The organism is Enhydrobacter sp., assembly GCA_025808875.1.
Taxonomy (GTDB): Bacteria; Pseudomonadota; Alphaproteobacteria; order Reyranellales; family Reyranellaceae; genus Reyranella.
Map to the genome: position 1 here is coordinate 4,630,205 of CP075528.1, position 22,569 is coordinate 4,652,773.

The following is a 22,569-nucleotide window of genomic DNA, read 5'->3' on the forward strand; positions in this document are numbered from 1 at the left end:
GAACGTGGCTTTGGGGGGACCACGTTCGGGGGAGATACAAGACGAAGATGGAAACCCCGGATGGCCGTCGCTAGACGCAAATGGGGCAAAACCAAGGTTTTTCATGCGCGTAAGAGCCTGAAAAACCTTGGTTTTGCCCGGCGGCAGCGCCTGCAGGAGCGCAGCGACGACGGCGCGGGCTCCGGCGCTTCGCTCCAGCGCCTGCCGCCCGCCCGATGCTTCGACCCTTACGCTTATGCGTAAGGGTCTGCAGCATCGCGCATGCCGTCGCCCAAGAACTGGTAAGCGAGGATCACCAGGATCACCGGCACGACCGGCAGCATCAGCCACCAGTTCACCGCCACGACATTAATGTCGGTCGCCTCGTTGAGCAGCACACCCCACGAGGTGATGGGCGGGCGCAGGCCGAGGCCGAGGAAGGAGAGCGCGGTCTCGGCCAGGATCATCGACGGGATGGAGAGCGTCGCCGAGGCGATGAGATGGCTCATGAAGCCGGGCAGCAGATGGCGGCCGATGATGCGGCCGGGCTTGGCGCCCATCATCTGGGCGGCGAGGGCGTAGTCCTCCTCGCGCAGCGACAGCAGCTTGGAGCGTACGGCGCGGCCGAGCCCCGGCCAGTCGAGCAGCGCGAGGATCAGCGTGATGCCGAAATAGATGAGCAGCGGCGACCAGGTCACCGGCAGCGCGGCGGAGAGCGCCAGCCACAGCGGCAGGTGCGGGAAGCTCTTGATGATCTCGGTGAGGCGCTGGACGACATTGTCGACCCAGCCGCCGTAGTAACCCGCGAGCCCGCCCAGGATGAGGGCGAGGGCAAAGCTCAGCACGATGCCGATGATGCCGATGGTGAGCGAGATGCGCGCGGCATAGACGACGCGGCTGAACATGTCGCGCCCCAACCGGTCGGTGCCGGCGAGGAACAAGGTGCCGCCCTCGGCCGGGCAGACGAAATGGAAGCTGCCCTCCACCAGGCCCCAGAAAAGATAGCTCTCGCCGCTGCAGAAGAAGCGCAGCTTCTGAGGGCGGGTGGTGTCCTCCGTGTAGACGCGCTGCAGCGTGTCGGGATCGCGCTGCATCTTGAAGGCATAGACGAAGGGGCCGAGGAACTGGCCCTCATGGATGACGTGCACCTTCTGCGGCGGCGCGAAGATGTGGCCGGCATGGCGCTTGTGCAGGTCGTAGGGTGCGATCCACTCGCTGACCAGGGTCGAGAGATACATCAGCGCCAGGAAGACCGCCGCGACGACGGCCGGCCGGTGGCGGCGGAAGCGCCACCACATCAGCTTCCACTGGCCGGCCATGTAGTAGCGTTCCTGCTCCGGCGTCAGCGTCTCGGAGACGTAGGGATCCCACGGCGCGGGATTGACGTAGTGCGGCGAGCGCTCGCGCCGGGCGGGCGGGTTGTCGGGCGTGGTGCCGGGCGTGGTGTCGGTCATGGCGCCCTCACTTCTCCGCCGCCGCGCCGAAGCGGATGCGCGGATCGAGCGCGGCGAGCGCGAGATCCGAGATCAGCATGCCGATCACGGTCAGCGCCGCGACGAACATCAGGAAGGTGGCGGCGAGATTGACGTCCTGCGTCTTGAGCGCGCCCAGCAGCATCGGCCCCGTCGTCGGCAGCGACAGCACGACCGAGACGATCACCGAGCCCGAGATGACGTCGGGCAGCAGGCCGCCGATGTCGGCGATGAACGGGTTGATGGCGTGGCGCAGCGGATACTTCACCAGCAGGCGGAGCGGCGGCAGGCCCTTGGCGCGGCCGGTGACGACGTACTGCTTCTGCAACTCGTCGAGCAGGTTAGCGCGCAGACGCCGGATCATGCCGGCGGTGCCGGCGGTGCCGATGACGATCACCGGGATGACCAGGTGCTGGGCGACCGAGACGAACTTGTCCCAGCTCATCGGCTTGTCGATGTACTCCGGGTCCATCAGGCCGCCGATCGAGATGCCGAAATAGACCTTGCCGACATAGAGCAGGACGAGGGCGAGCAGGAAATTCGGCACCGCGAGCCCGATGAAGCCGATGAAGGACGCGACGTAGTCGCCGAGCTTGTACTGGTGGGTCGCGGCATAGACGCCGATCACGAACGACACGATCCAGATGAAGGCGATGGTGCTGGTCTCCATCACGATGGTGAGCAGCAGGCGCTCGCCGATCAGGTCGGAGACGGGAACGGTGTCCTGGCAGCTCAGGCCGAAATCCCAGCGGAAGATCCCGGTCGCCCATTCGAAGTAGCGGACGAGCATCGGCTGATCGAGACCGTACATCGAGCGCAACTCGTCGGCCCGCCGCAAGGCATCCGGGTCGCCGCGCGCCAGCAACTCGTCGACCTGCGAGGTGACGCAGTCGCCCGGCGGCAGGTCGATGATGACATAGACGAGCAGGCTGATCACGAACAGCGTCGGGATCATCAGCAGGATTCGACGGGCGACGAAGTGGAGCATCTTCAGTTCCGGAAGACCTCATCCTGAGGAGCCGCGCGCAGCGCGGCGTCTCGAAGGATGGGCCACAGTCTTGATGTATTCCACCCTTCGAGACGCGGCCTACGGCCGCTCCTCAGGGTGAGGCGGTACGTGAAACGAGCGCTCTGCTTTTTCCTTCTCCTCTCGCCCGCCATCCTCATCCCCTCTGCCGCTGGACGCGGACGTAGTGGCCGGGCTGCACCTCGGTCCAGAAGGTCGGCACCTTGCCGTCGTCGCGGAACGGCGGCGGCCATGCCGACGGATCGGAGGCCTTGCCCTCCATCAGGGCACGCAGATCGAGGCGCTGGCCGGGGTCGGGCACCGGCACGGCCGACAGCAGCGCCTTGGTGTAGGGATGGATGGGATTGCGGAACAGCTCGCCCGACGGCGCGAGCTCGACCAGACGGCCGGCGCACATCACGGCGATGCGGTCGGCGATGTAGTCGACGACGGCGAGGTTGTGCGAGATGAACAGGTAGGTGAGACCGAGCTGGGCCTGCAGATCCTTGAGCAGGTTCAGGATCTGCGCCTGGATCGACACGTCGAGCGCCGAGACGGGTTCGTCGCAGATCACCATGTCGGGGCGCAGCGCCAGCGAGCGGGCGATGCCGATCCTCTGTCGTTGCCCGCCCGAGAAGGAGTGCGGGTAGCGGTTGAGATGCCGGCGGTCGAGGCCGACCATCTCGAGGAGCTCGCTCACCATCTCGCGGCGATAGGCGTCGTCGCCGATGCGGTGGATGACCAGCGGCTCGACGAGGATGTCGTAGACGGTCATGCGCGGATTGAGCGAGCCGAACGGATCCTGGAAGATGAATTGCAGCTTGCGCCGGAAGCGCTCGAGCTCCTCGCCCTGAAGCGACAGCACATCGATCTTGCGACCCCAGTCGTCGAACACGATGCGCGAACTGCCGTCGCCCGCGTCGGGCGAAACGCCGCGCATCAGCATCTTGCTGAGCGTGGTCTTGCCGCAGCCCGATTCGCCGACCAGCCCGAGGCATTCGCCGCGCTCGACGTCGAAGGAGACGTCGTTGACCGCGCGCACCGTGCGCGTCGTGCCGCCGCCGATCAGCTGCTCGATCAAGGTGTCGGCCTTGCGGATGGTGAAGGTCTTGCTGACGTGCCGGACCTTGAGGACCGGCGCCTGCGGATTGAAGTTGGGGGTCGACTTGGTCTCCGGCTTCTCCTTGAGGAGATGGCCGGTCGCTGCCTTGATCTCGCGGATCGGCACAAGCCGCTCGCCCGGCTGCATGTCGAAGCGCGGCACGGCATGCAGCAGCGCCTTCAGGTAGGGGTGCTGCGGGTCGGCGAAGATGTCGCGCAGATCGCCCGATTCGACGACCTTGCCGCGATACATCACGACGACGTCGTCGGCGACGTTGGCGACCACGCCGAGATCGTGGGTGATCATCAGCAGCGCCATGCCAAGTTCCTTCTGCAGATCCTTCATGAGGCGCAGGATCTGGGCCTGGATGGTGACGTCGAGCGCGGTCGTCGGCTCGTCGGCGATCAGCAGCGCCGGCCGGCAGACCAGCGCCATGGCGATCATGGCGCGCTGGCGCAGGCCGCCGGACAGCTCGAACGGGTAGGTCCGCAGCGCCCGCTTGGGATCGGGAAAGCCGACCATGCGCAGCATGTCCCGGGTCAGTTCGTCGATCTCGGCGCGGGTGAGCTTGCGGCCGCTCTTGCCGCCGATGTGGCTGCCCGGCTGCGAGCCGTGCAGCTCGACCGCCTCGCCGATCTGGTCGCCGACGGTGTGCAGCGGCGACAGCGAGGTCATCGGCTCCTGGAAGATGATCGAGATCTCGCCGCCGCGGATGGTGCGTATCTCGGGGCCAGCCGGGTCGAGACGGGCGATGTCGATCATGCCGGTCCTGTCGCGCGGATCGTCGAACAGGATGGCGCCGGTCGTGATCCTGGCAGAGCGCGGCAGCAAGCCCATGATCGCCTGGCTGCACACCGACTTGCCCGACCCCGATTCGCCGACCAGCGCGAGCGTGCCGCCCGGCGGCAGCGAGAAGCTCACGTCGTCGACGGCGCGAATGATGCCCTCGTGAACGCCGAACTCGATCGTCAGGTTCTCGACGCGCAGCAGGTCCTTCATGCCACCTTGTCCTGCCCGGTCACCGAAATCCCCATCGATCGCAAGTTCGCCCGCGTCGCCTCGCTCAACTCCAGCCCGGCGGTCTCGGCCGCCTTCGCCGCCCGTTCGACGATATCGTAGAAGCCCTCGAGGGAGGAATCGACCTTTACCACGCGGCCGCCCGCCGAACCGACGGCAAGTTGCATCCAGCCCCCCGTGCGGTCGCGCCTGGTCGAGTAGTAGCTGAGCTTCAGGCGGTCGACGCGGTTCCATTCGACCAGGGTGCCGGCCGGTCCGTCGGCGCACAGCGTGTCGGGGCCGAGGATATAGCGCGTCCGCTGGCGAATCGCGGTGCGCACGAAGAAGAGAGCGAACAGCAGGAAGCCGCCGCCCAGGAGCATGGCCAGCCAGCGATTGACGTCGAGCCCGAGCAACGGCGCGCCGCACAGGACGGCACCGATGGCCGCCCGGCCATAGTCGGCCAACAGCGCCTGCCGCGGATAGCGCAGATCGACCGAACTCACGCCCGCGCCTCCCCCGTCGCGAAAAGTTCACGCGCCGGTCGAATCCGAATGCCCGGCATCGTTGTGGTTCTCGCCCACAGGGACCTTAGGAAATTCCACGCTGGCTCGTCCATCGCAAGATGGTGGCTGAGCACACCCACGGGCTCGGCCGCGCCGGCCCGCGCCGCCGCGAGGGCCGCGACGAGAGCCGAGAGCGCCGCGTCGTCGCCGACAAAGCGACGTCCGCCCTTCCAGTCGATCAGGTCGACATGGGTATTGACCTGGCGCAGGCCGCGCACCGGTTCGAAGCGGCGCACGGCACCGAAGGTCGACAGGCCGCGAAAGCCGATCTCCGGCAGGGCCGGAACCAGCGCCGGGGCGATGCGGTTCCAGGGCGGCACCAGTACAGCAAGAGCGCGGGCCGGGAAGAGCCGCTCGAGCGCCAGCCATCCCGTGCCCAGTTCGCCCAACACAATCATGGCCGGCCGCTCGGGGCCGAGCTCGATCTTCCTGGCCGGCGGCACGGCATGGTCGAGATGGGCGTAGCCGTGCTGCAGCAGATCGACGTCGGCTTCCTCCGCGAGACGCCGGGCCAGCGCATCGGTCGCAAGCGACGGCACGACCGCGAGCGCGAGCGGCACGCCCGTATCGCGGCGCAGCGCCAGCAGCCGATCGAGGGCGGGTGTCGCCTCGACCGCGTCGTCGTCGCGCCACCACAGCTCGGCGACGCGGCCCATCTCCCGCCAGCGCGCGATCTCGTCGTCCAGGCGCTGCCAGCCAGTCATGACAGATGCCGTCGCAGGATCTCGGCGGTTGCCGTGGCGCCGCCGAGGTCGAAGGCGGGGAACGAGCGCAGCGACGGACCGCCGAGCGCGCTGCGGATGCCGGCCGCGAGGCTTTCACCGGTGAGCGGCTGGCGCGAGACGACGGCGACGAGCCCGCGTTCGGCGAGCAACTCGGCGCGGTCGAGCTGTTCGGTCTCGCGCTCGGAAGCGAACGGCACCAGCACGGCGCGATCGGCGCAGCACAGCGTCTCGACGACGGTGTTGTAGCCTGCCTGCGAGATTGACAGGCAGGCGTTCCTGAGCAGCCCCCGGAAATCCGGACGCGCCGGTTCGACGACGATGCCGGGATCGGCCGGCAGGGCGGCACGGGCCGCCGCCGGCAGGTTGTCGCCGACCAGGAGCCGCCAGCGCCGGTCGCCGAGCGGGCCGATCGACCGCGCCTCGACCGCGGCGTCGAGCAACGGCCGGCCCACCGCGCCACCGCCGGCTGAGACGACGACATCGCCCCTGCCCTCCTCGATCGTCGCGGCCGCGCCGTCGGCCTCGGCGACGTATCCGGTGTAGACGGCGCGATCCCTGATGCCGGCCCAACCGGCGAAGCTTCGCTCGAAGGGCACGAGACGGGGGTCGCCATGGACGAGCGCGAGATCGAAGGAGCGGAAAAGCTCGAGCGTCTGGGCGACGCGCTCGGCCGACATCGTGCGGCGCACCACGTCGCGCACCGACGCCACGAGCAGCGGCCGCGGACGAAGGGCGCGGGCTGCCTCCAGCAGCGGCAGCAGCTCGAAGCGCAGCTGCGTGCGGCCGAAGGGGAACTGCTCGGTGACGAGGATGGCGGGAGATTCGGCGCGCAGGAGCTCCAGCAGCTCGCGCGTGCGTGCCGCCTTGAACGTCTCGTCGAGCGGCGTGCCGTCGAGCCGGGACAACTCGCGCAATCCTTCGTCGCGCGCGCGCAGCGGCGGCAGCTGGTGCAAGCGCGCCCTCCCGAGATCGAGGGCGAGCGGCGCCCCGCCCGACACCAGGAGCACGTCGAAGCCGGCCGAGGCGAGGGCGCGCGCCAGGGTGGCGGCGCGCCTGACATGGCCTATTCCCAGCAGGTGCTGGACGTAGAAGAAGACGCGCGGTTTCACGGCGCGGCTTCCAGCGGCAGGTTCGGCAGGTCGAGCGCGACGGTGCCGTCGCGGCGCGCGACGAAGACGTGAAGCGCGCGCCAGTCGAGCTTGACGGGTTGGCGGCCTGTCATGTCCCAGCCGGTCGCCAGGGCCAGCACGGCGCGCAGCACGGCCTTGTGGACCACGGCCACCGCGTGCTCGCCCGATGCGGCCCGTTCGGCCATCCAGCCGCCGACGCGCTCCATCACCTGGCGGGGCGATTCGCCGCCCGGCGGATGGAAGTCGAGGCCGAGTCGCTCGGCGGCGATGAACGATTCGCCGAGCGCCGCGCGCAGCTCGGCGACGCTGCGGCCCTCCCATATGCCGAAGCTCATCTCGCGCAGCCGCGATTCGATCGTGACGGGCACGTCGGGCCGCAGCAGCTCGGCGGTGCGCCGCGCACGCTGCAACGGACTGCACCAGCGCCGCCAGCCCGCGGCCGGCAGCGGCAGGCGCCAGGAACGCGCCAGCGCCTCGCCCCGCGCGTTGAGCGGCGTGTCGGTCATGCCCTGCAGCCGACCCGCTTCGTTCCAATCGGTCGGCGCATGACGCATGAGGGCCAGGCGCACCGTCACGCGAATGCTCCCAAGGCCGCCGCCAGGGCACGGGCCGCGACCGATTCGGAATGATGCGCGCGCACGCGGCGCGCGGCGGCCAAACCCATCTCGCGGCGCAAGAGCGGGTCGTCGAGCAGGCGCCGTGTGGCCCGCTCGAACGCCGCGACGTCGCCCGGCGGGACGAGGATTCCGGTCGTGCCGTCGGCCACCACGGCGGGCACGCCGCCGGAGCGGCCGGCCACGACCGGCAGGCCGCAGGCCTGCGCCTCGAGAAAGGCCATGCCGTAGGCCTCGTTGATCGCCGGCCACAGATAGATGTCGGCGGCGCCGTAGAGAGCCGGCAGGGCCGCGCGCGCGGCGACGCCGTGGAATCTCACGCGATCACCAAGACACGCCATCGCCGCCTCGACCTGCCCCCGCGCCGGTCCATCGCCGACGACGGCCAGCCGCCACGACCGGTCGAGCAGTCGCGCCAGCGCCTGGGCGAGGACGCGATAGGATTCGAGCTTGTCGCGCGCGCGCATCATGCCGACGGCGAGCAGCACCGGCGGATCGTTCGCGCCGTGCGGGGCCGCCAGGAATGGCGCGGTGTCGACGAAAGGCGGCAGCCAGCGCTGGCGGGCGCCGACGCGCAGGCGCGAGCGCACGCCGGCGACGTCGCGGGGGTTCACCGTCAGCACCAGGTCGGCAGCCGCCAGGGCGCGCTCGGCGCCGCGATGGCCGAGCCGCGTCGTGCCCTGCGCCCGGCGGAGCGAATGCGACGCCTCGGCAAGCACATAGGGCACGCCCGTCGCACGGCTCACAATCGGACCCAGCCAATCGGGCTTGCGGTAGTAGGAGTGGTAGGTGAACCAGAGATCGAAGCGCTCGGGATGACGCGGCGGCAGAGCCCGCCATCGCTCGACCAGATGCCGCGCCTGGACGCGCGCGCGCCGCTCGTGGGCGAGCTGCTCGGCCGGCGACGGCACGCCGGCGGGCACGCGGCTGGACGGCGGCATCACCACGCGATGGCCGAGCCGCGCGAGCAGCCGCAACAAGCCCCGCGCCATCTCGCGATCGCCCGACGGCACCGGATGATCGGGCGGCTTGAGCGGCGTGTGGAACAAAATACGCATGTCTCCGTCCTGCTCCTCCCCCCGCTAGGGCAAGAGGTGGGGAGAGGAAATAAAGAGGGAGCTACTCCGCCGCACGGGCCTCCGGGGTCTCGATCTGGGGCGCGAGCTCGGCGGCACGCGGCTGGCCGAGGGCGCGGGCGATCCAGTCGACGCCGGCTTCGTAGGAGAAGCGCGTGCGCACGATCTCGTTGGCGCGCGCGCCGAAGCGCAACCGGAGTTCGGGATTGCGGGCGAGCGTCTCCAGCGCGACCGCGAGCTGGCCGGGCGACGCCGGATCGGCCAGCAGGCCGTTGTCGTTGTCGGCGATGAACTCGCCGATCGCCGCCGAACGCGTGGAGACGATCGCCATGTGCTGGTAACCGGCCTCCTGCAGGACGTTCGGCATGCCCTCGCGATCGCCGTCGTCGGCCGTCTTGCTGGCAAGCACGAAGATGTCGGCGCGCTTGTAGGCGGCGAAGACCTCGGCCTGCGGCCTGGCGCCGTGCCAGGTGCAACGCTCGGCGATGCCGAGCCCGGCCGCCATTTCCTCGAACGAATCGCCCAGCACGCCGGCGCCGATATGCTCGAAGCGCCAGTGCAGGTCCTTGGGCAGGTGCGCGAGGGCCTGAAGCAGATCGTCGTAGCCCTTCTTGGCGACCCGGCGGCCGACCGAGAGGATCACCACAGGATCGGCGGGATCGGAGCCATCGCGTCGCGACCGCGCCCCGGGCCCGGAGACAGGCGGCGGCGGCGGCAGGTTGGCGAGATCGAGGCCGTGATAGACGAGGCGCAGCCGCCCTCGGTCGGAAACCAGCTCGTTCAGGCGGCCGAGGCCGTAGCGCGTGCAGGTAATCAGCCAGTCGACGTCGGCGAGCTTGTCGCGCAGCTCCCACTCCTGGCTGGTCCAGATATCCTTGGCATGCGCCGAAGCGCTCCACGGCAGGCCGCGCATGAGCGCCGCATAGCGTGTCGCCGATGCCGGCGTATGGATGAAGTGGGCATACATGCGCTCGATGCCGCGAGGCATCTCGGCCGCCAGCACCAGGCCCTGACCGAAGCGCCTGACGCGGTTGGGCGTGCGGTCGCGCCACAGGTCCTTCAGGAAGCGGGCGCGCGCCGTGCGATAGCCGGGCAGCCGGCGCGCCTTCCACCATGCCTTGAGCACACGAAGCGGATCGTTCTTGAGATATTCCGGCAGGTAGACGATCGGTGCCTTGACCCGCGCATGGACGGGATGGATCGCGGGATCGGTCGGCAGGCGCAGCGAATAGATGACGAGCTTCAGTCCGCGCGCCTCCAGCCCGGCCATCTCCTGGGCGATGAAGGTTTCCGACAGGCGTGGCCAGCACTTCACCACCACGGCGATGCGGGCGTCATTTCCATCCGACATGAAACACCGAACTCTATTGAGACTGTTGGCTTCAGACCCGTGCCGCGACCGGACGCTCGACCGACGCCGGCCCACGGTGCGGATGGGCGATGGCGCGCCCGACGAGACGGCAGACGTTGGGCAGGCCGTCGAGCAGCCCAGGCACGATCGCGTCGCTCGGCAGGCCCTGCTGCGGCAGCTGGCGCAAGGCCGTCGCCATGACGTGCGGATCGCGGCCGCGCTCGGGATCGAGCATATCGACGAGGCCGGCATCGCGCGCCGCCTCCGCGCGGATGAACTGCTCGAGCCGCGGCCGCGTGCGCGGCACGATCACGGCCTTCTTGTCGAACGACAGGATCTCGCAGAACGTGTTGTAGCCGCCCATCGAGACGACGCCGACGGCGCGGTCCATCAGCGCGCCGAGATGGTTGGTGAAGGTGAGCGTGCGGATGTGGGGAAACCTCGCCGCGCGTTCCCTGAACCCCTCGCGCGCCGCCGCCGACATGAACGGGCCGAACACGACGACGGCGCCATAGGGAATGTTCGCATCGGCCTCGTAGGCCCGCAGCACCCAGTCGATCAGATCCTCGCCGTCGCCGCCGCCGCCGGCGGTGACGAGCACGAAGGGAGCGTCGCTCTCCTCGAGCTCGTGCGGGATGTCGGCATGCTGCGGCAGGTCGCGCCTGAGATAGCCCGTGTAGACGGTCTTGTGGGTCACCGACGGCGGCAGATCGATGCCCACCATGGGATTGCACAGATGCGGCAGGCCATAGACCCAGACCTCGTCGTAGAGGTCGCGCAACGCCGGAACGACGTGCTTGCGCTGCCACTCCGCCGCCAGGGCGGCGGGATCGTCCATCACGTCGCGCAGGCCCATGACCAGCGGCGTGCCGCGCGACTTCAGCAGCTCGAGGGTCGGCAGGACCTCGCCACGCAGGCCGAGCGGCTCCTTGTCGACGATGAACAGATCGGGCCTGTAGATATCGGCGGTGTCGCGGATGATCCGGGTGCGGATCTCCAGGGTGTGCTCGACGCCGACCCGCAGATTGGCCGAGTCGTACTCGCCGCTCAGCTGCTTGACCACGCCCGGGATGCGCACGAAATCGATCCCGGACCGGAATTCGTAGGAGCCGATGACCGGCGAGCCCGAAATGATCAGGACCGAGATCGAGCTGTCGGCGCCGACGATGGCATTGGCGATGGTGCGGCAGCGGCTGACATGGCCGAGCCCGAACGAGTCATGGCTGTACAGCAGCACACGTTTAGGCCGGCCGCTCGCGGGCATTAAGTCTTCTCTCCCCCTTGCCGAGGGCCGCTCCCGCCCCGACCGGTATAATGCGGCCGACTATGCCATAACGGGCAAGCCGCGCGAAAGCCCGGCCCCGATTGCAAAAAATCTAATGTAATCAATGGGCTGATCGAATATAGGTGGCTCGGGGGGAACCGCGGATTCCGATGGAACGCAAGCTCTTCGTCTACATCTGGCGGCACAGCAAACCCGAGCAGCTGGTCATCCTCCTGCTCGTCGTGCTGTCGCAGCTCTTCTATTTCGTCTCGCTCGAGGTGCCGAAGAAGATCGTCAATAACGGCATCACCGGCAACGCCTTCAAGGAGACGCCGACCATCAGGCTGGGGACGTTCGACCTGCCGCAGTTCCTGGGGGGCGGCCGGCTGTTCGACGGCTTCACGGTCGACCAGCTCCACTACCTGGTCGTCATGAGCTTCGTCTTCCTGGGCGCTGTGATCGTCAACGGCCAGTTCCGCCGCAGCATCAATACCCAGAAGGGCCGCATGGGCGAGCGCATGCTGCGTCGCCTGCGCTACGAGCTTTACGACCGCATCCTGCGCTTCCCGCCGACGCACTTCCGCAAGGTCAAGCAGGCCGAGCTGGCCACCATGATCAAGGACGAGGTCGAGCCGCTCGGCGGCTTCATCGGCGACGCCTACGTGGCGCCGATGTTCCTCGGCGGCCAGGCGCTGACGGCCATCATCTTCATCATGCTGCAGAACTGGATCCTGGGCATCGTTGTGATCGTGCTGCTCGGGGTGCAGATGGCGATCATCCCGCGCCTGCGCCGGCCGGTGCTGGCGCTCGGCCGCCAACGCCAGATCTCGGCCCGCCTGCTCGCCGGCCGCATCGCCGAGACGGCCGATGGCGTCAACGAGATCCACGTTCACGGCGCGGCGAACTACGAGCGGGCCGACATCTCGGAGCGGCTCGGCCACATCTTCCGGATCCGCTTCGAGCTCTACAACAAGAAGTTCATCGCCAAGTTCTGGAACAACTTCCTGTCGCAGTTCACGCCGTTCTCGATCTACCTGCTGGGCGGCTATTTCGCGATCACGGGGCATATGGATGTCGGCGCCGTGGTGGGTGTGTTGTTGGCCTACAAGGACCTGCCGTCGCCGATCAAGGAACTGATCGACTGGGACCAGCAGCGCCAGGACGTTCAGATCAAGTACGAGCAGGTCATCGACCAGTTTCAGCCCGAGGGCATGATGCCGCCGGAGCTGCAGGCGCTGCCGGACGGCCCCACCCCGCACATCGGCAAGGAGATGGCGCTGACCGGCGTCACCGTTTCGGAGGACGGCCGTATCAAGCTGCTCGACAGCGTCACGCTCAACCTGCCGACCTCGGGGACGTTGGCGGTGATCGGCTCGGCCGGCTCCGGCAAGGACGTGCTGGGCCACGTGATCGCGCGCCTGACCATGCCGACCGGAGGGTCGATCAAGGTCGACGGCCAGGACTTCTTCCAGCTGCCCGAGTATCTGCTCGGCGCCCGTCTGGCCTATATCGGGCAGGAGACCTATCTGTTCCCGCTGTCGGTGCGGGACAACCTGCTGTTCGGCCTCAAGCACCGGCCGGTGCGCCCCGCCACCTACGACGAGGCCACGCGCGCGGTGCGCGAGAAGTTCTGGCAGGAAGCGGCGCGGGCCGGCAATCCCGCGCTCGATCCCAATGCCGACTGGGTCGACTACGAGCTGGCCGGCGCGAGCGGGCCGGTCGACCTGCTGCCGTGCATCGCGCGCGCGCTCAAGCAGGTCGAGCTCGACGAAGACATCTACGGCCTCGGCCTGCGCGGCGCGATCGACGCCGCCAAACGGCCCGACCTCGCGGAGAAGATCCTCGAGGCCCGCCGCGAACTGCACGAGCGGTTGCAGGATCCGGCCTATGCCGGGCTGATCGAACCGTTCAACGCCGATCGCTACAACAAGAACCTGTCGGTGGCCGAGAACCTGCTGTTCGGCACGCCGGTCGGCGCCGGTCTCGACGGCGACAACCTCGCCGCGGCGCCCTACATGCAATCGGTGCTGCGCGAGAACGGCCTCGACCAGGACCTGCTGCGCATGGGCCTGAGCATCGCGGAAACCATGGTCGAACTGTTCTCCGGCCTGTCGCCCGACAATCCGCTGTTCGAGCAGTACAGCTTCATCTCGGCCGAGGAACTGCCCAACGTCCGGCTGCTCCTGCAGCGTCTGGGCGGCAAGGGCGCCGAGGCCGTGCCGGAAGGCGACCGCGCGCGACTGATGACCCTGCCGCTGCGCTACATCGAGGCCCGCCATCGCCTCGGCCTGATCGATTCGGCCATGGAAGAGCGGCTACTGGCAGCCCGCCGGACCTTCGCCGCCGGCCTGCCGCAGGCGCTGCGCGGCGCCGTCGAGTTCTACGATTTCGAGAAGTACAACAGCGCCGCCACCCTTCAGGACAATATCCTCTTCGGCCGTGTGGTCTATGGCCAGGCGCAAGCCGACACTCGTGTCGGTACCTTGATCGCCGAAGTGCTCAACGAGCTCGCCTTGCGCGACGCCGTGATCGATGTCGGTCTCGACTACAATGTCGGCGTCGCCGGCAAGCGCCTGCCGGCGACCCAGCGCCAGAAGCTCGGTATCGCGCGCGCCCTGCTCAAGCAGCCCGACCTGCTCGTCGTCAACGAAGCGGTGGCGGTGTTCGACGGCCGCACGCAGGATCGCATCCGCGACAATATTCTCGCTGCCGCCGGCGGGCGCGGCGTGGTCTGGATCGCCAACCGGCCGGCCCAGTCGGAACCGTTCCAGCGGGTGGTCGTAATGCAGGGTGGCCGCGTGGTTGCCCAAGGATCGCCGCAGGAGCTGGCGGCAAAAGGCGGACTCTATGCCGAACTCATGGCATCAGCCTAAGGGACAGTGGAGGGCGCGATGAACCTCAACGAGGAAGTCGAGATCCTGAAGGGCGTTCCGATCTTCTCCAAGATCGAGCCGGCGCGGCTCAAGCTGCTGGCCTTCACCGGCGAGCGTCTCAATTTCGGCGCCGGCCAGGAGGTCTGCCACCAGGGCGAACCCGGCGACGCCATGTATGTCATCCTGGGCGGCATCGCCGACGTGCTGATCGACACGCCGGCCGGCCAGCTGCTGGTCGCCCAGCTCAAGAAGAACGCCTTCTTCGGCGAAACCGCCATCCTGTGCGATGCGCCGCGCAACGCCACGATCAAGGCCAACGAGTCGCTGAGCACGCTGAAAATTTCCAAGGACATGTTCTATCGCCTGGTGACGGAGTTTCCCGCCATGGCCATCGAGATGATGCGCGAACTGGCCCATCGCGTCGAAGACACCAACCAGAAGCTGCGGGCGGCGACGCGGGCGCACTGATCGCATCGCATGAGTCGCCTCGACAGCTTCATCGCGCGCATGCAGGCGCAGCGCGACTGCCTGAATTTCCTCAAGCCGCATGTCGACCGGATGCCCGGTCCGATCGTCGACGTCGGGCTGGGCAACGGACGCACCTACGATCATCTGCGCGAACTGTTCCCCCGGCGCGACATCTATGTCTTCGAGCGCAAGGTCGCCGCCCATCCCGACTGCATCCCGCCGGCCGACCGGCTGTTCCTCGGCGAAGCGCAGGAGACCATTCCGGCGGCGGCTCAGCGGCTCGGCGCAACGGCGGCGCTGGTCCACACCGATCTCGGCACCGGCGATCACGAGGCCAACATGGCGATGGCGGGATGGCTCGGCCCCGCGCTCGACCTGCTGGTCCGCCCTCAGGGCTTCGTCGTCGCCAACCAGCCCCTCGCCGTCTCACGCTGGTCCCGTCTGGCCGATCCTCCGGGCGTGGCCCGCGACCGCTATTTCCTCTACCGCGCCGGCTGGCCGACGCGCGTCACCGAGCCGCCGACGCGGATGCGGCAGGCTTAACCCCGTCCGAACAGCCGGACGAGCACCAGCAACACCACCGCGCCGACCACCGAACCGATGAAACCGGCGGCCTCGCCGGCCCTGTACAGGCCGAGCGCTTGCCCGCCATAGGTCGCCAACACCGATCCGACGATGCCAACGGCGATGGTGACGATGATGCCGCGCGGATTGGGGCCGGGCGTGACCAGGCGCGCCACCAGGCCGACCAGCAATCCGATCGCGATCATGCCGAGAATTTCCATGCGGCTCTCCCGTCAGACGTCGAAGGTCGCCATCACCGGCACGTGGTCCGACGCCAAGTCCCAATCGCGCAGATCCTTGTCGATGCGATGGCTGCGAATGGCACCCGACAGCGCCGGCGAGGCGAGGATGTGGTCGAGGCGCCGCCCGCGGTCGGACTTGCGCCAGTCGGTGTTGCGATAGCTCCACCAGGAATAGAGCTTTTGGCTCGCCGGTACGAAACGACGCGGCACGTCGATCCAGTCGAGCGCCGCCATCAGGCGGCCGAACAGCTCGACCTCGACCGGCGTATGCGAGACGACCTTGAGCAGCTGCTTGTGGCTCCACACGTCGTGCTCGAGCGGCGCGACGTTGAGGTCGCCGACGGCGATGCGGCGGCGCCCCCTGCGGGCGCGCGCCGCCGGTCGCCGGGCCGCGAACCACTCCGCCATCTCCCGATAGAAATCGAGCTTGTGAGCGAACTTGGCGTTCTGGACGGGGTCGGCAATGTCGCCGCCGGCCGGGATGTAGAGATTGTCGAGCAGGATCGGGTCCGACCCGACGGCGAGCGCGACCTCGATGTGCCGGCAATCCTCCTTGCCGCACCGGTGATGGATGTTCCGGGCGCTGAACGGCACCTTCGAGAGGATGGCGAGACCGTTGTAGGACTTCATGCCCTGGACCAGCCGGTGCCTGTAGCCCAGCGCCTCGAACGCCATGTGGGGAAAGAACTCGTCGGGGCACTTGGTTTCCTGCAGGCAGAGCACGTCGGGCTTCCGCATCCTCAGATAGCGTTCGACGTTGGCAATGCGCAGACGCACCGAGTTGATGTTCCACGTGGCGACGGCGAGACTCATGCGCCGGCAACTATAGACGATTTCGTCCGCGGCGGCGGGGTTTCGGCGGGCGCGGCGCCTGTCGTCAGACCAGCGTGCAGGTCACCGTACCGCAGCCGTCGACGAAGCCCGCGAGCGTGTCGCCCTTGACCACCGCGGCGACGCCGTCGGGCGTGCCCGTGTAGATCAGGTCGCCGGCGGCGAGCGCGACGAGGCCGGAGAGATAGGAAATCGTTTCCGGCACGTTCCAGATCATGGCGTCGAGGTCGGACTTCTGCCGGGTCTTGCCGTTCACGTCGAGCTGAATCGTGCCCTTCGTGGGGTGTCCGACCAGGGCCACGGGATAGATCTCGCCGATCGGCGCGGACTGATCGAAGCCCTTGCCCATGTCCCACGGCCGCCCCATGTCCTTGGCTTGGTTCTGCAGGTCGCGCCGCGTCATGTCGAGACCGACGCCGTAGCCGTAGACATGCTCGAGCGCCTTCTCGACCGGAATGTCGCGGCCGCCGGACTTCATTGCGACGACCAGCTCCATCTCGTGATGCAGGTTCTTGGTCGCCGACGGGTAGGCGACCTTCGTGGGGTTTCCGGGATCGGCGCAGACGACGACGGCGTCGGCCGGCTTGGTGAAGAAAAAGGGCGGCTCGCGATCGGGATCGTGGCCCATCTCGCGGGCATGGGCGGCATAGTTGCGGCCGACGCAGAAGATGCGCCGGACGGGGAACAGATCCCTGCTGCCGTGGACCGGAACGCCGACCGTGGCGGGCGGCGTGACGACGTAGGCCATCTCTTTACTCCCTCGAAGGCGTGCCTTTATGAAGGGCACTGGAGTTTCAGGCAATGTCCGACCCGAACGTTCTGATCGTGCAGGCCGATTCCGCCGACTCGGCGCTCGCCTGGGCAAGTCTTGGCGGGCATCGCTGGCGCTGCGTCGTGGGCGCCGGCGGCCTGCGCGAGGACAAGGTCGAGGGCGACGGCGCCACCCCGGTCGGCGAGTTTCCGCTGCGCCGAATCTATTTCCGCAACGATCGGCTGGTGCTGCCCAAGGTCGCCCTGCCGGCGCGGCCGATCAGCAAACATGACGGCTGGTGCGACGATCCGCGCGCGCCGGCCTACAACCGCCTCGTCCGCGTCCCCAACGACTGGAGCCACGAGAGGATGTGGCGCGAGGACGGGCTCTACGATCTGCTCGTCGTGGTCGGCTACAACGACGATCCGCCCGAGGGCGAATGGGGCAGCGCGATCTTCCTCCACATCGCGCGCGACGATATGAGTCCGACGCGCGGCTGCGTCGCCTTCGCGCGCGACGACCTGCTGGAACTGGTGACGCTGATCGACCGTCGAACCAGGTTGCGCCTGCTGTCATTGTCGGCGGTGGAGACCAAGCCGTCGTCCGCCGATCGCGACGAAGACATGAAGCAGTTCGAGGATTTCGACGAGCGCGACTGGTAGAGGGCCGGCTCAGCCGACCATCCTGCCGATCGTGCGTGCGGTATAGTCCACCAGGGGAATGATCCGCGCGTAGTTGAGGCGCGTCGGGCCGATCACGCCGATCGCGCCGAGAATGCGTTCCTGCGAATCGCGAAACGGGGCGACGACCATCGAGCAGCCCGTGTTGGCGAACAGCGGATTGTCGGCCCCGATGAAGATCTGGACACCCTCGCCGGCGTTGGCAAGTTCGAGCAGCCGCGCAAAGCTCTCGCCGCGTTCGAGCGCGTCGAACAGGATGCGCACCCGCTCCAGATCCTCGATCGCGGTGATGTCCTCGAGCAGGCGCGCCTGGCCGCGCACGATCAGGGCGCTGCCGGGCTCCCCGGCCCACGTTGCCATGCCCGATTCGATCACCCTGGCGGTGAGATCGTTCAGTTCGGCGCGCTTGAGCTTGAGGTCTTCCAGGATCAGCCGCCGCGCATCGTCGAACGTGCGGCCGATCAGACGCGAGTTCAAATAGTTGGTGGCTTCGACCAGCACCGACGCGGGCATTCCCAAAGGAACGTCGATCAGCCGGTTCTCGACATGCCCGTTCTGAGTGACGGTGACGACAAGGGCGCGGCCGGGCCCGAGATGGACGAATTCAATGTGCTTCAGCGGCTGTTCGCTCTTGGGCGCCATGACGACGCCCGCGCAGCGCGACAGGCCCGACAGGAGTGTCGTGGCCTGTTCCAGCGCCTCGTTCATGCTGCGCCCGACAGCGGCGCAACGCGCCTCGATGCTCTCGCGCTCCTCTTCCGTGACGTTGCCGACCTCGAGCAGACCGTTCACGAACAGGCGCAAGCCGGCCTCGGTGGGCAGACGGCCCGCCGAGGTGTGGGGCGAGTAAAGCAGGCCGAGATCCTGCAGATCGGCCATGATGTTGCGGATCGTCGCCGGCGAAAGCACCTCGGCGATCTTGCGCGTCAGGGCGCGCGATCCGACCGGCTCGCCGGTCTCCACGTAACTCTCGACGACGTGGCGCAGCACGTCGCGCGCGCGATTGCTCAGTTCCGTCACCGAGGCAGTCTGCCGCTGTCCCGAGGGGGCCTCGGCCAGCACACCTCCCGGCAACCCTAGACGATGAATGGCCATGCGAAAAATGTAGGTAGTGCAGGCATCTGGGTCAACGCGGTCGCTCGCGCCCGACGACCGCTTCGTGATAATAATCCGCCATCGTGTTCCTTCGAGGATATCGCTTCGAGCATCCCAGGACGGAAAAAAGCATCACCATCCGCGGCTGGTCGTACCTGTGGGCCGGCCTGTTCGGCGCGGCTTACGTCTGGTGGATCGGCTTCGGCAGCGTCTGGTATGCGCTGCTCCTGAACGTCGCCTACGGCGCGGCGTTCCTGTCGATCGTCGCCGTCACGTCGTTCATCGCCGCCAAGACGCAGTTTCTTGTCTTGCTGGTGCTCGTACCCGGCGTGATCCTCGTCCAGGGCATGGCCATGATCTCGATCATCCGGATCGGCTTCCGACGCCGCGGCTGGATGTCCAGCATGGCCTGAGGCCGGTGCAAAGCCGCCTTGTGGCGGGGCCGGCGATTGGTCATAAGCCCAATCCCATCCGCCCAGGAGACAAGACATGCGCCCGTCCGGCCGCGCCCCAGACCAGCTTCGCCCGATCTCGCTCGACCCGGGATTCTCCCGCTATGCAGAGGGGTCCTGCCTGGTGCGATTTGGCGAGACCCACGTCCTGTGCACGGCTTCCGTGGACGAGAAAGTACCGCCCTGGATGCGCAATACGAGCCGCGGCTGGGTCACTGCCGAGTACGGAATGCTGCCGCGCTCCACCCATACACGCACCGACCGGGAAGCCTCGCGTGGCAAGCAGTCGGGGCGCACCCAGGAGATCCAGCGACTGATCGGCCGCTCCATGCGTGCCGTGGTGAGCCTGCCCGCCATGGGCGAGCGTCAGATCAACATCGACTGTGACGTACTGCAGGCCGACGGCGGCACCCGCACGGCCAGCATCACCGGCGCCTGGGTGGCCCTGCATTTCGCCTTCGAGCGCCTGATCAAGGACGGCAAGATTTCGGCCAACCCGATCACCGGTCAGGTCGCCGCGGTATCGTGCGGCCTGTGGCAGGGCACGCCCGTTCTCGACCTCGACTATGCGGAGGACTCGACGGCCCATGCCGACGCCAATTTCGTGCTGACGGGAAGCGGCGGCATCGTCGAGGTCCAGGGTACGGCCGAGCAGGAGCCGTTCTCCGAGCCGCAGTTCGTCGAACTCATGGAACTCGCCAAGAAGGGCGTCGCCGAGCTGACGCGACTGCAGCGTCAGGCGATCGGCAAGACGGGCTGATGACGCGCCGCTTCGTCGGCTCCAGGCTCGTCGTCGCCACCCACAATCGCGGCAAGGCGGACGAGATCCGAACCATGCTTGCGCCGTACGGCGTCGAGATCGTTTCAGCGGCCGACCTCGGTCTTCCCGCGCCCGCCGAGACAGGCGCGACCTTCGAAGAGAATGCCACAGTGAAGGCGCTCGCGGCGACCCGCGCTTCGGGGCTGCCCGCGCTGGCCGACGATTCCGGATTAGGCGTCGCCGCACTCGATGGCCAACCGGGCCTCTATACGGCTGATTGGGAGGGCCCGTCGCGCGACGCCATGGTGGGTATGCGACGCATCCAGGACGAGCTGCGCCAGCGCAACGTGCCGGATACCGACGACGCGCGCGCAGCGACGTTCCAGTGCGTCCTGGCCCTGGCCTGGCCCGACGGGCACGTGGAGCTGGCGCACGGCACGCTCGACGGGCGTATCGTCTGGCCGCCGCGCGGATCGGGCGGCCATGGTTACGATCCCTGCTTTCAGCCTCGCGGCGAGAGGCGCACGACGGCCGAGATGAGCGATGCCGAGAAGAACGCGATCAGCCACCGCGGCCGCGCCTTTCGGATGCTGGTCGAGGCCTGTTTCCGATGACCGCGCCGCTCGGCGTCTACTTTCATTGGCCGTTCTGCAAGTCGAAGTGCCCCTATTGCGACTTCAATTCCCATGTCCGCGAAAACGTCGACCAGGGCCGTTGGCGCCAAGCACTGCTGCTCGAACTGGAGCACGCCGCGCGCGAGGCGCCGGAGCGACGGGTCGAGTCCATCTTCTTCGGCGGCGGGACGCCGTCGCTCATGGAACCCGATACGGTGGCCGCCCTGATCGAGCGTGTGCGGGCGCTGTGGGAGATCGCACCCGATCTCGAGATCACACTGGAGGCGAACCCCACATCGGTCGAGCGAGGCCGCTTCGCCCGACTGGCCGAGGCGGGCGTCAACCGGGTCTCGTTGGGCATCCAGGCTCTCGACCCCGAGGCATTGCGCTTTCTCGGCCGCGAACATTCCGTCGGGGAAGCTCTGGCGGCATTGACCGCCGCACAAGAACATTTCCGCCGCTTCTCGTTCGATCTGATCTATGCGCGACCGGGGCAGTCCGTGGCGGCGTGGCGGGACGAACTCCAGCGCGCGCTGGCCCAGGCCGGCGAGCACCTGTCGCTCTACCAGTTGACGATCGAGCGCGGCACGCGTTTCTTCGCAGAGCATGCGCGGGGGGGCTTCGCCTTGCCGCAGGAAGACGAAGCTGCCGGCATGTTCGAGCTGACACAGGAGTTGATGGAGGCGGCTGGATTGCCTGCCTACGAGATCTCCAACCACGCGCGGCCAGGCGCGGCGTGCCGCCACAATCTGATCTACTGGCGGTACCAGGACTACGTGGGCATCGGTCCCGGCGCCCACGGCCGCTTCGCCGTTGCCTCCGGCAAGTCGGCGACGCGGCGCCTCAGCGGCCCGGAAGCCTGGCTGGCCGCTGTCGAGAGCGCCGGACACGGCACCGTCGAAACGGCGCCGGTGTCGGGCCGGGCCATGGTGGAGGAGGCGTTGATGATGGGCCTGCGACTAAGCGACGGCATCGAGCGGGCCGCCTTCGTCGCCGTTACCGGTTGCGACCCCGTCGAAGCCGTCGGCGAGCCCAGGCTCGCCCCGCTCGTGAAGGCCGGATTCATCGAAATCGATGGCTCGCATCTGCGGGCCACGTCGGCGGGGCGTCAGCGCCTCAACGCGTTGGTGGAGCGGCTGGTGACATGAGGCGTGCCGCAGTCCTGGTGCTGCTGCTTGCCCTGTGCGGGGTCGCCGAGGCCCAGCAGAAAAAGCCGGCGCCCGCTCCCAGTCCGCCCAGGTCGGCGTTTCCGCCGCCAGCGTTCCGCATCACCGTCGCGACCGAAGCCGCGTATCCGCCGTTCAACTATCTGGATCGCAAAGGCCTGCCGGCCGGGTTCGAGATGGAAGTCGCGCAAGAGGCCTGTCAGCGCATCAAGGCCGAGTGCGAGTTCGTCGTCTATCCTTGGGACGATCTGGTGCCGGGCCTGCTCGACAAGAAGTTCGACGTCATCATGTCGTCGCTCGAGGTGACGCCGGAGCGGCGCAAGCGGCTCGGCCTGACGCGCCGCTACTATCTTTCGCCCGGCGCCTTCGTCGCGCACAAGGGGGCGCCGTTCGACGGTCCGCCGTCGCTGCTGCGTGGCCGCAAGATCGGCGTGCAGCGCGACTCCATGCATGCCGACTGGGTCGACAAGAGCTTTCGTCGCTCCGCCCAGATCAGGCGTTTCCCGAGCGTTGCCGATGCGCTGCGGGCCCTCGCCGCGGACGAGATCGATGCGGTGTTCGGCGACAAGGTCGAGCTCTGGACGTGGACGCAGACGCCGGACGCCGCCTGCTGCGCCCTGATCGGCCAGGACATAAAGGACAACCAGACGCTCGGCGTCGGCGTCTCGGCCGGGCTTCGGCGCGAGGACGTCAAGTTGCGCGAGGCCCTCAACAAGGCGCTCGGCGACATGACCGGCGACGGGACCTTGAAGAAGCTGAACGAGAAGTATTTTCCGTTCCCGCTGAACTGAG

The 22,569-nt window shown here is 68.0% G+C and carries 24 protein-coding genes; 10 read left to right on the forward strand and 14 right to left on the reverse strand.

The window, feature by feature from the left end; genetic code table 11:
* The first annotated feature begins 60 nt into the window (after positions 1 to 60).
* Positions 61 to 243, forward strand: a complete 183-nt coding sequence (locus KIT25_23035; GenBank protein UYN94857.1) for a hypothetical protein — start codon at positions 61 to 63, stop codon at positions 241 to 243.
* On the opposite strand, the gene KIT25_23040 is transcribed toward KIT25_23035, so the two are convergent.
* From KIT25_23040 to KIT25_23085, 10 genes are all read right to left on the reverse strand, one after another.
* Positions 234 to 1,433, reverse strand: coding sequence for an ABC transporter permease (locus tag KIT25_23040; GenBank protein ID UYN94858.1), 1,200 nt, complete (start codon positions 1,431 to 1,433; stop codon positions 234 to 236). The genes KIT25_23035 and KIT25_23040 overlap by 10 nt on opposite strands.
* Before the next feature lie 7 nt (positions 1,434 to 1,440).
* A complete protein-coding gene (locus tag KIT25_23045) occupies positions 1,441 to 2,439 on the reverse strand; it encodes an ABC transporter permease (protein UYN94859.1) in 999 nt (332 codons plus the stop codon).
* A gap of 175 nt (positions 2,440 to 2,614) precedes the next feature.
* Positions 2,615 to 4,558 (reverse strand): ABC transporter ATP-binding protein, encoded by a 1,944-nt coding sequence (locus KIT25_23050; protein UYN94860.1) that lies wholly within the window; start codon positions 4,556 to 4,558, stop codon positions 2,615 to 2,617.
* Positions 4,555 to 5,061 (reverse strand): hypothetical protein, encoded by a 507-nt coding sequence (locus tag KIT25_23055; GenBank protein ID UYN94861.1) that lies wholly within the window; start codon positions 5,059 to 5,061, stop codon positions 4,555 to 4,557. Before KIT25_23055 ends, KIT25_23050 begins: the two co-directional genes overlap by 4 nt.
* Entirely contained in the window at positions 5,058 to 5,825 is a 768-nt protein-coding gene (locus KIT25_23060) for a polysaccharide deacetylase family protein (protein UYN94862.1), read from the reverse strand. Before KIT25_23060 ends, KIT25_23055 begins: the two co-directional genes overlap by 4 nt.
* Positions 5,822 to 6,955, reverse strand: coding sequence for a glycosyltransferase (locus KIT25_23065; protein ID UYN94863.1), 1,134 nt, complete (start codon positions 6,953 to 6,955; stop codon positions 5,822 to 5,824). The genes KIT25_23060 and KIT25_23065 overlap by 4 nt, the downstream gene beginning before the upstream one ends.
* On the reverse strand, positions 6,952 to 7,551 hold the full coding sequence (locus KIT25_23070; GenBank protein UYN94864.1) for a histidine phosphatase family protein: 600 nt from the start codon (positions 7,549 to 7,551) through the stop codon (positions 6,952 to 6,954). Before KIT25_23070 ends, KIT25_23065 begins: the two co-directional genes overlap by 4 nt.
* Positions 7,548 to 8,648, reverse strand: coding sequence for a glycosyltransferase family 4 protein (locus KIT25_23075; GenBank protein UYN94865.1), 1,101 nt, complete (start codon positions 8,646 to 8,648; stop codon positions 7,548 to 7,550). The genes KIT25_23070 and KIT25_23075 overlap by 4 nt, the downstream gene beginning before the upstream one ends.
* 61 nt (positions 8,649 to 8,709) lie before the next feature.
* Positions 8,710 to 10,017 carry a glycosyltransferase family 4 protein gene (locus tag KIT25_23080; GenBank protein ID UYN94866.1) on the reverse strand — a complete coding sequence of 436 codons (1,308 nt, stop codon included), beginning with the start codon at positions 10,015 to 10,017 and terminating at the stop codon, positions 8,710 to 8,712.
* Between the two features lie 31 nt (positions 10,018 to 10,048).
* Positions 10,049 to 11,281, reverse strand: coding sequence for a hypothetical protein (locus KIT25_23085; GenBank protein UYN94867.1), 1,233 nt, complete (start codon positions 11,279 to 11,281; stop codon positions 10,049 to 10,051).
* A 170-nt stretch (positions 11,282 to 11,451) separates the two neighbouring features.
* On the opposite strand from KIT25_23085, the gene KIT25_23090 reads away from it, so the two are divergent.
* Genes KIT25_23090 through KIT25_23100 form a run of 3 tightly spaced genes read left to right on the forward strand, consistent with a single transcriptional unit; the run spans position 11,452 to position 15,165 of the window.
* Positions 11,452 to 14,154, forward strand: a complete 2,703-nt coding sequence (locus tag KIT25_23090) for an ATP-binding cassette domain-containing protein (protein ID UYN94868.1) — start codon at positions 11,452 to 11,454, stop codon at positions 14,152 to 14,154.
* Positions 14,155 to 14,172: 18 nt separating this feature from the next.
* Positions 14,173 to 14,622, forward strand: coding sequence for a cyclic nucleotide-binding domain-containing protein (locus KIT25_23095; protein UYN94869.1), 450 nt, complete (start codon positions 14,173 to 14,175; stop codon positions 14,620 to 14,622).
* A 9-nt stretch (positions 14,623 to 14,631) separates the two neighbouring features.
* Positions 14,632 to 15,165 carry a hypothetical protein gene (locus tag KIT25_23100; protein UYN94870.1) on the forward strand — a complete coding sequence of 178 codons (534 nt, stop codon included), beginning with the start codon at positions 14,632 to 14,634 and terminating at the stop codon, positions 15,163 to 15,165.
* On the opposite strand, the gene KIT25_23105 is transcribed toward KIT25_23100, so the two are convergent.
* From KIT25_23105 to KIT25_23115, 3 genes are all read right to left on the reverse strand, one after another.
* A complete protein-coding gene (locus KIT25_23105) occupies positions 15,162 to 15,407 on the reverse strand; it encodes a GlsB/YeaQ/YmgE family stress response membrane protein (GenBank protein ID UYN94871.1) in 246 nt (81 codons plus the stop codon). The two genes, KIT25_23100 and KIT25_23105, sit on opposite strands and share 4 nt — an antisense overlap.
* Positions 15,408 to 15,419: 12 nt before the next feature.
* Complete coding sequence (locus KIT25_23110) at positions 15,420 to 16,241, reverse strand: endonuclease/exonuclease/phosphatase family protein (protein UYN94872.1); 822 nt, start codon at positions 16,239 to 16,241, stop codon at positions 15,420 to 15,422.
* 64 nt (positions 16,242 to 16,305) lie between these two features.
* Complete coding sequence (locus KIT25_23115) at positions 16,306 to 17,007, reverse strand: fumarylacetoacetate hydrolase family protein (protein UYN94873.1); 702 nt, start codon at positions 17,005 to 17,007, stop codon at positions 16,306 to 16,308.
* Between the two features lie 53 nt (positions 17,008 to 17,060).
* Here KIT25_23115 and KIT25_23120 point away from each other — a divergent pair, with 53 nt between their 5' ends.
* Entirely contained in the window at positions 17,061 to 17,672 is a 612-nt protein-coding gene (locus KIT25_23120) for a L,D-transpeptidase family protein (GenBank protein UYN94874.1), read from the forward strand.
* A 9-nt stretch (positions 17,673 to 17,681) separates the two neighbouring features.
* Here the strand turns inward: KIT25_23120 and hrcA are convergent, their stop codons facing one another.
* Positions 17,682 to 18,785 (reverse strand): heat-inducible transcriptional repressor HrcA, encoded by a 1,104-nt coding sequence (hrcA, locus tag KIT25_23125; GenBank protein UYN94875.1) that lies wholly within the window; start codon positions 18,783 to 18,785, stop codon positions 17,682 to 17,684.
* An 83-nt stretch (positions 18,786 to 18,868) separates the two neighbouring features.
* Here hrcA and KIT25_23130 point away from each other — a divergent pair, with 83 nt between their 5' ends.
* The 5 genes from KIT25_23130 to KIT25_23150 all read left to right on the forward strand — a co-directional run bounded on the left by KIT25_23130 (position 18,869) and on the right by KIT25_23150 (position 22,568).
* Positions 18,869 to 19,198 (forward strand): hypothetical protein, encoded by a 330-nt coding sequence (locus KIT25_23130; GenBank protein UYN94876.1) that lies wholly within the window; start codon positions 18,869 to 18,871, stop codon positions 19,196 to 19,198.
* Between the two features lie 76 nt (positions 19,199 to 19,274).
* Positions 19,275 to 19,997 (forward strand): ribonuclease PH, encoded by a 723-nt coding sequence (gene rph, locus KIT25_23135; protein ID UYN94877.1) that lies wholly within the window; start codon positions 19,275 to 19,277, stop codon positions 19,995 to 19,997.
* Complete coding sequence (gene rdgB, locus KIT25_23140) at positions 19,997 to 20,611, forward strand: RdgB/HAM1 family non-canonical purine NTP pyrophosphatase (GenBank protein UYN94878.1); 615 nt, start codon at positions 19,997 to 19,999, stop codon at positions 20,609 to 20,611. Before rph ends, rdgB begins: the two co-directional genes overlap by 1 nt.
* Positions 20,608 to 21,759 carry a coproporphyrinogen III oxidase gene (locus KIT25_23145; GenBank protein UYN94879.1) on the forward strand — a complete coding sequence of 384 codons (1,152 nt, stop codon included), beginning with the start codon at positions 20,608 to 20,610 and terminating at the stop codon, positions 21,757 to 21,759. The genes rdgB and KIT25_23145 overlap by 4 nt, the downstream gene beginning before the upstream one ends.
* Positions 21,756 to 22,568: a transporter substrate-binding domain-containing protein gene (locus KIT25_23150; protein ID UYN94880.1), complete on the forward strand. Its 813-nt coding sequence runs from the start codon at positions 21,756 to 21,758 to the stop codon at positions 22,566 to 22,568. Before KIT25_23145 ends, KIT25_23150 begins: the two co-directional genes overlap by 4 nt.
* The last annotated feature ends 1 nt before the right edge of the window (position 22,569 follow it).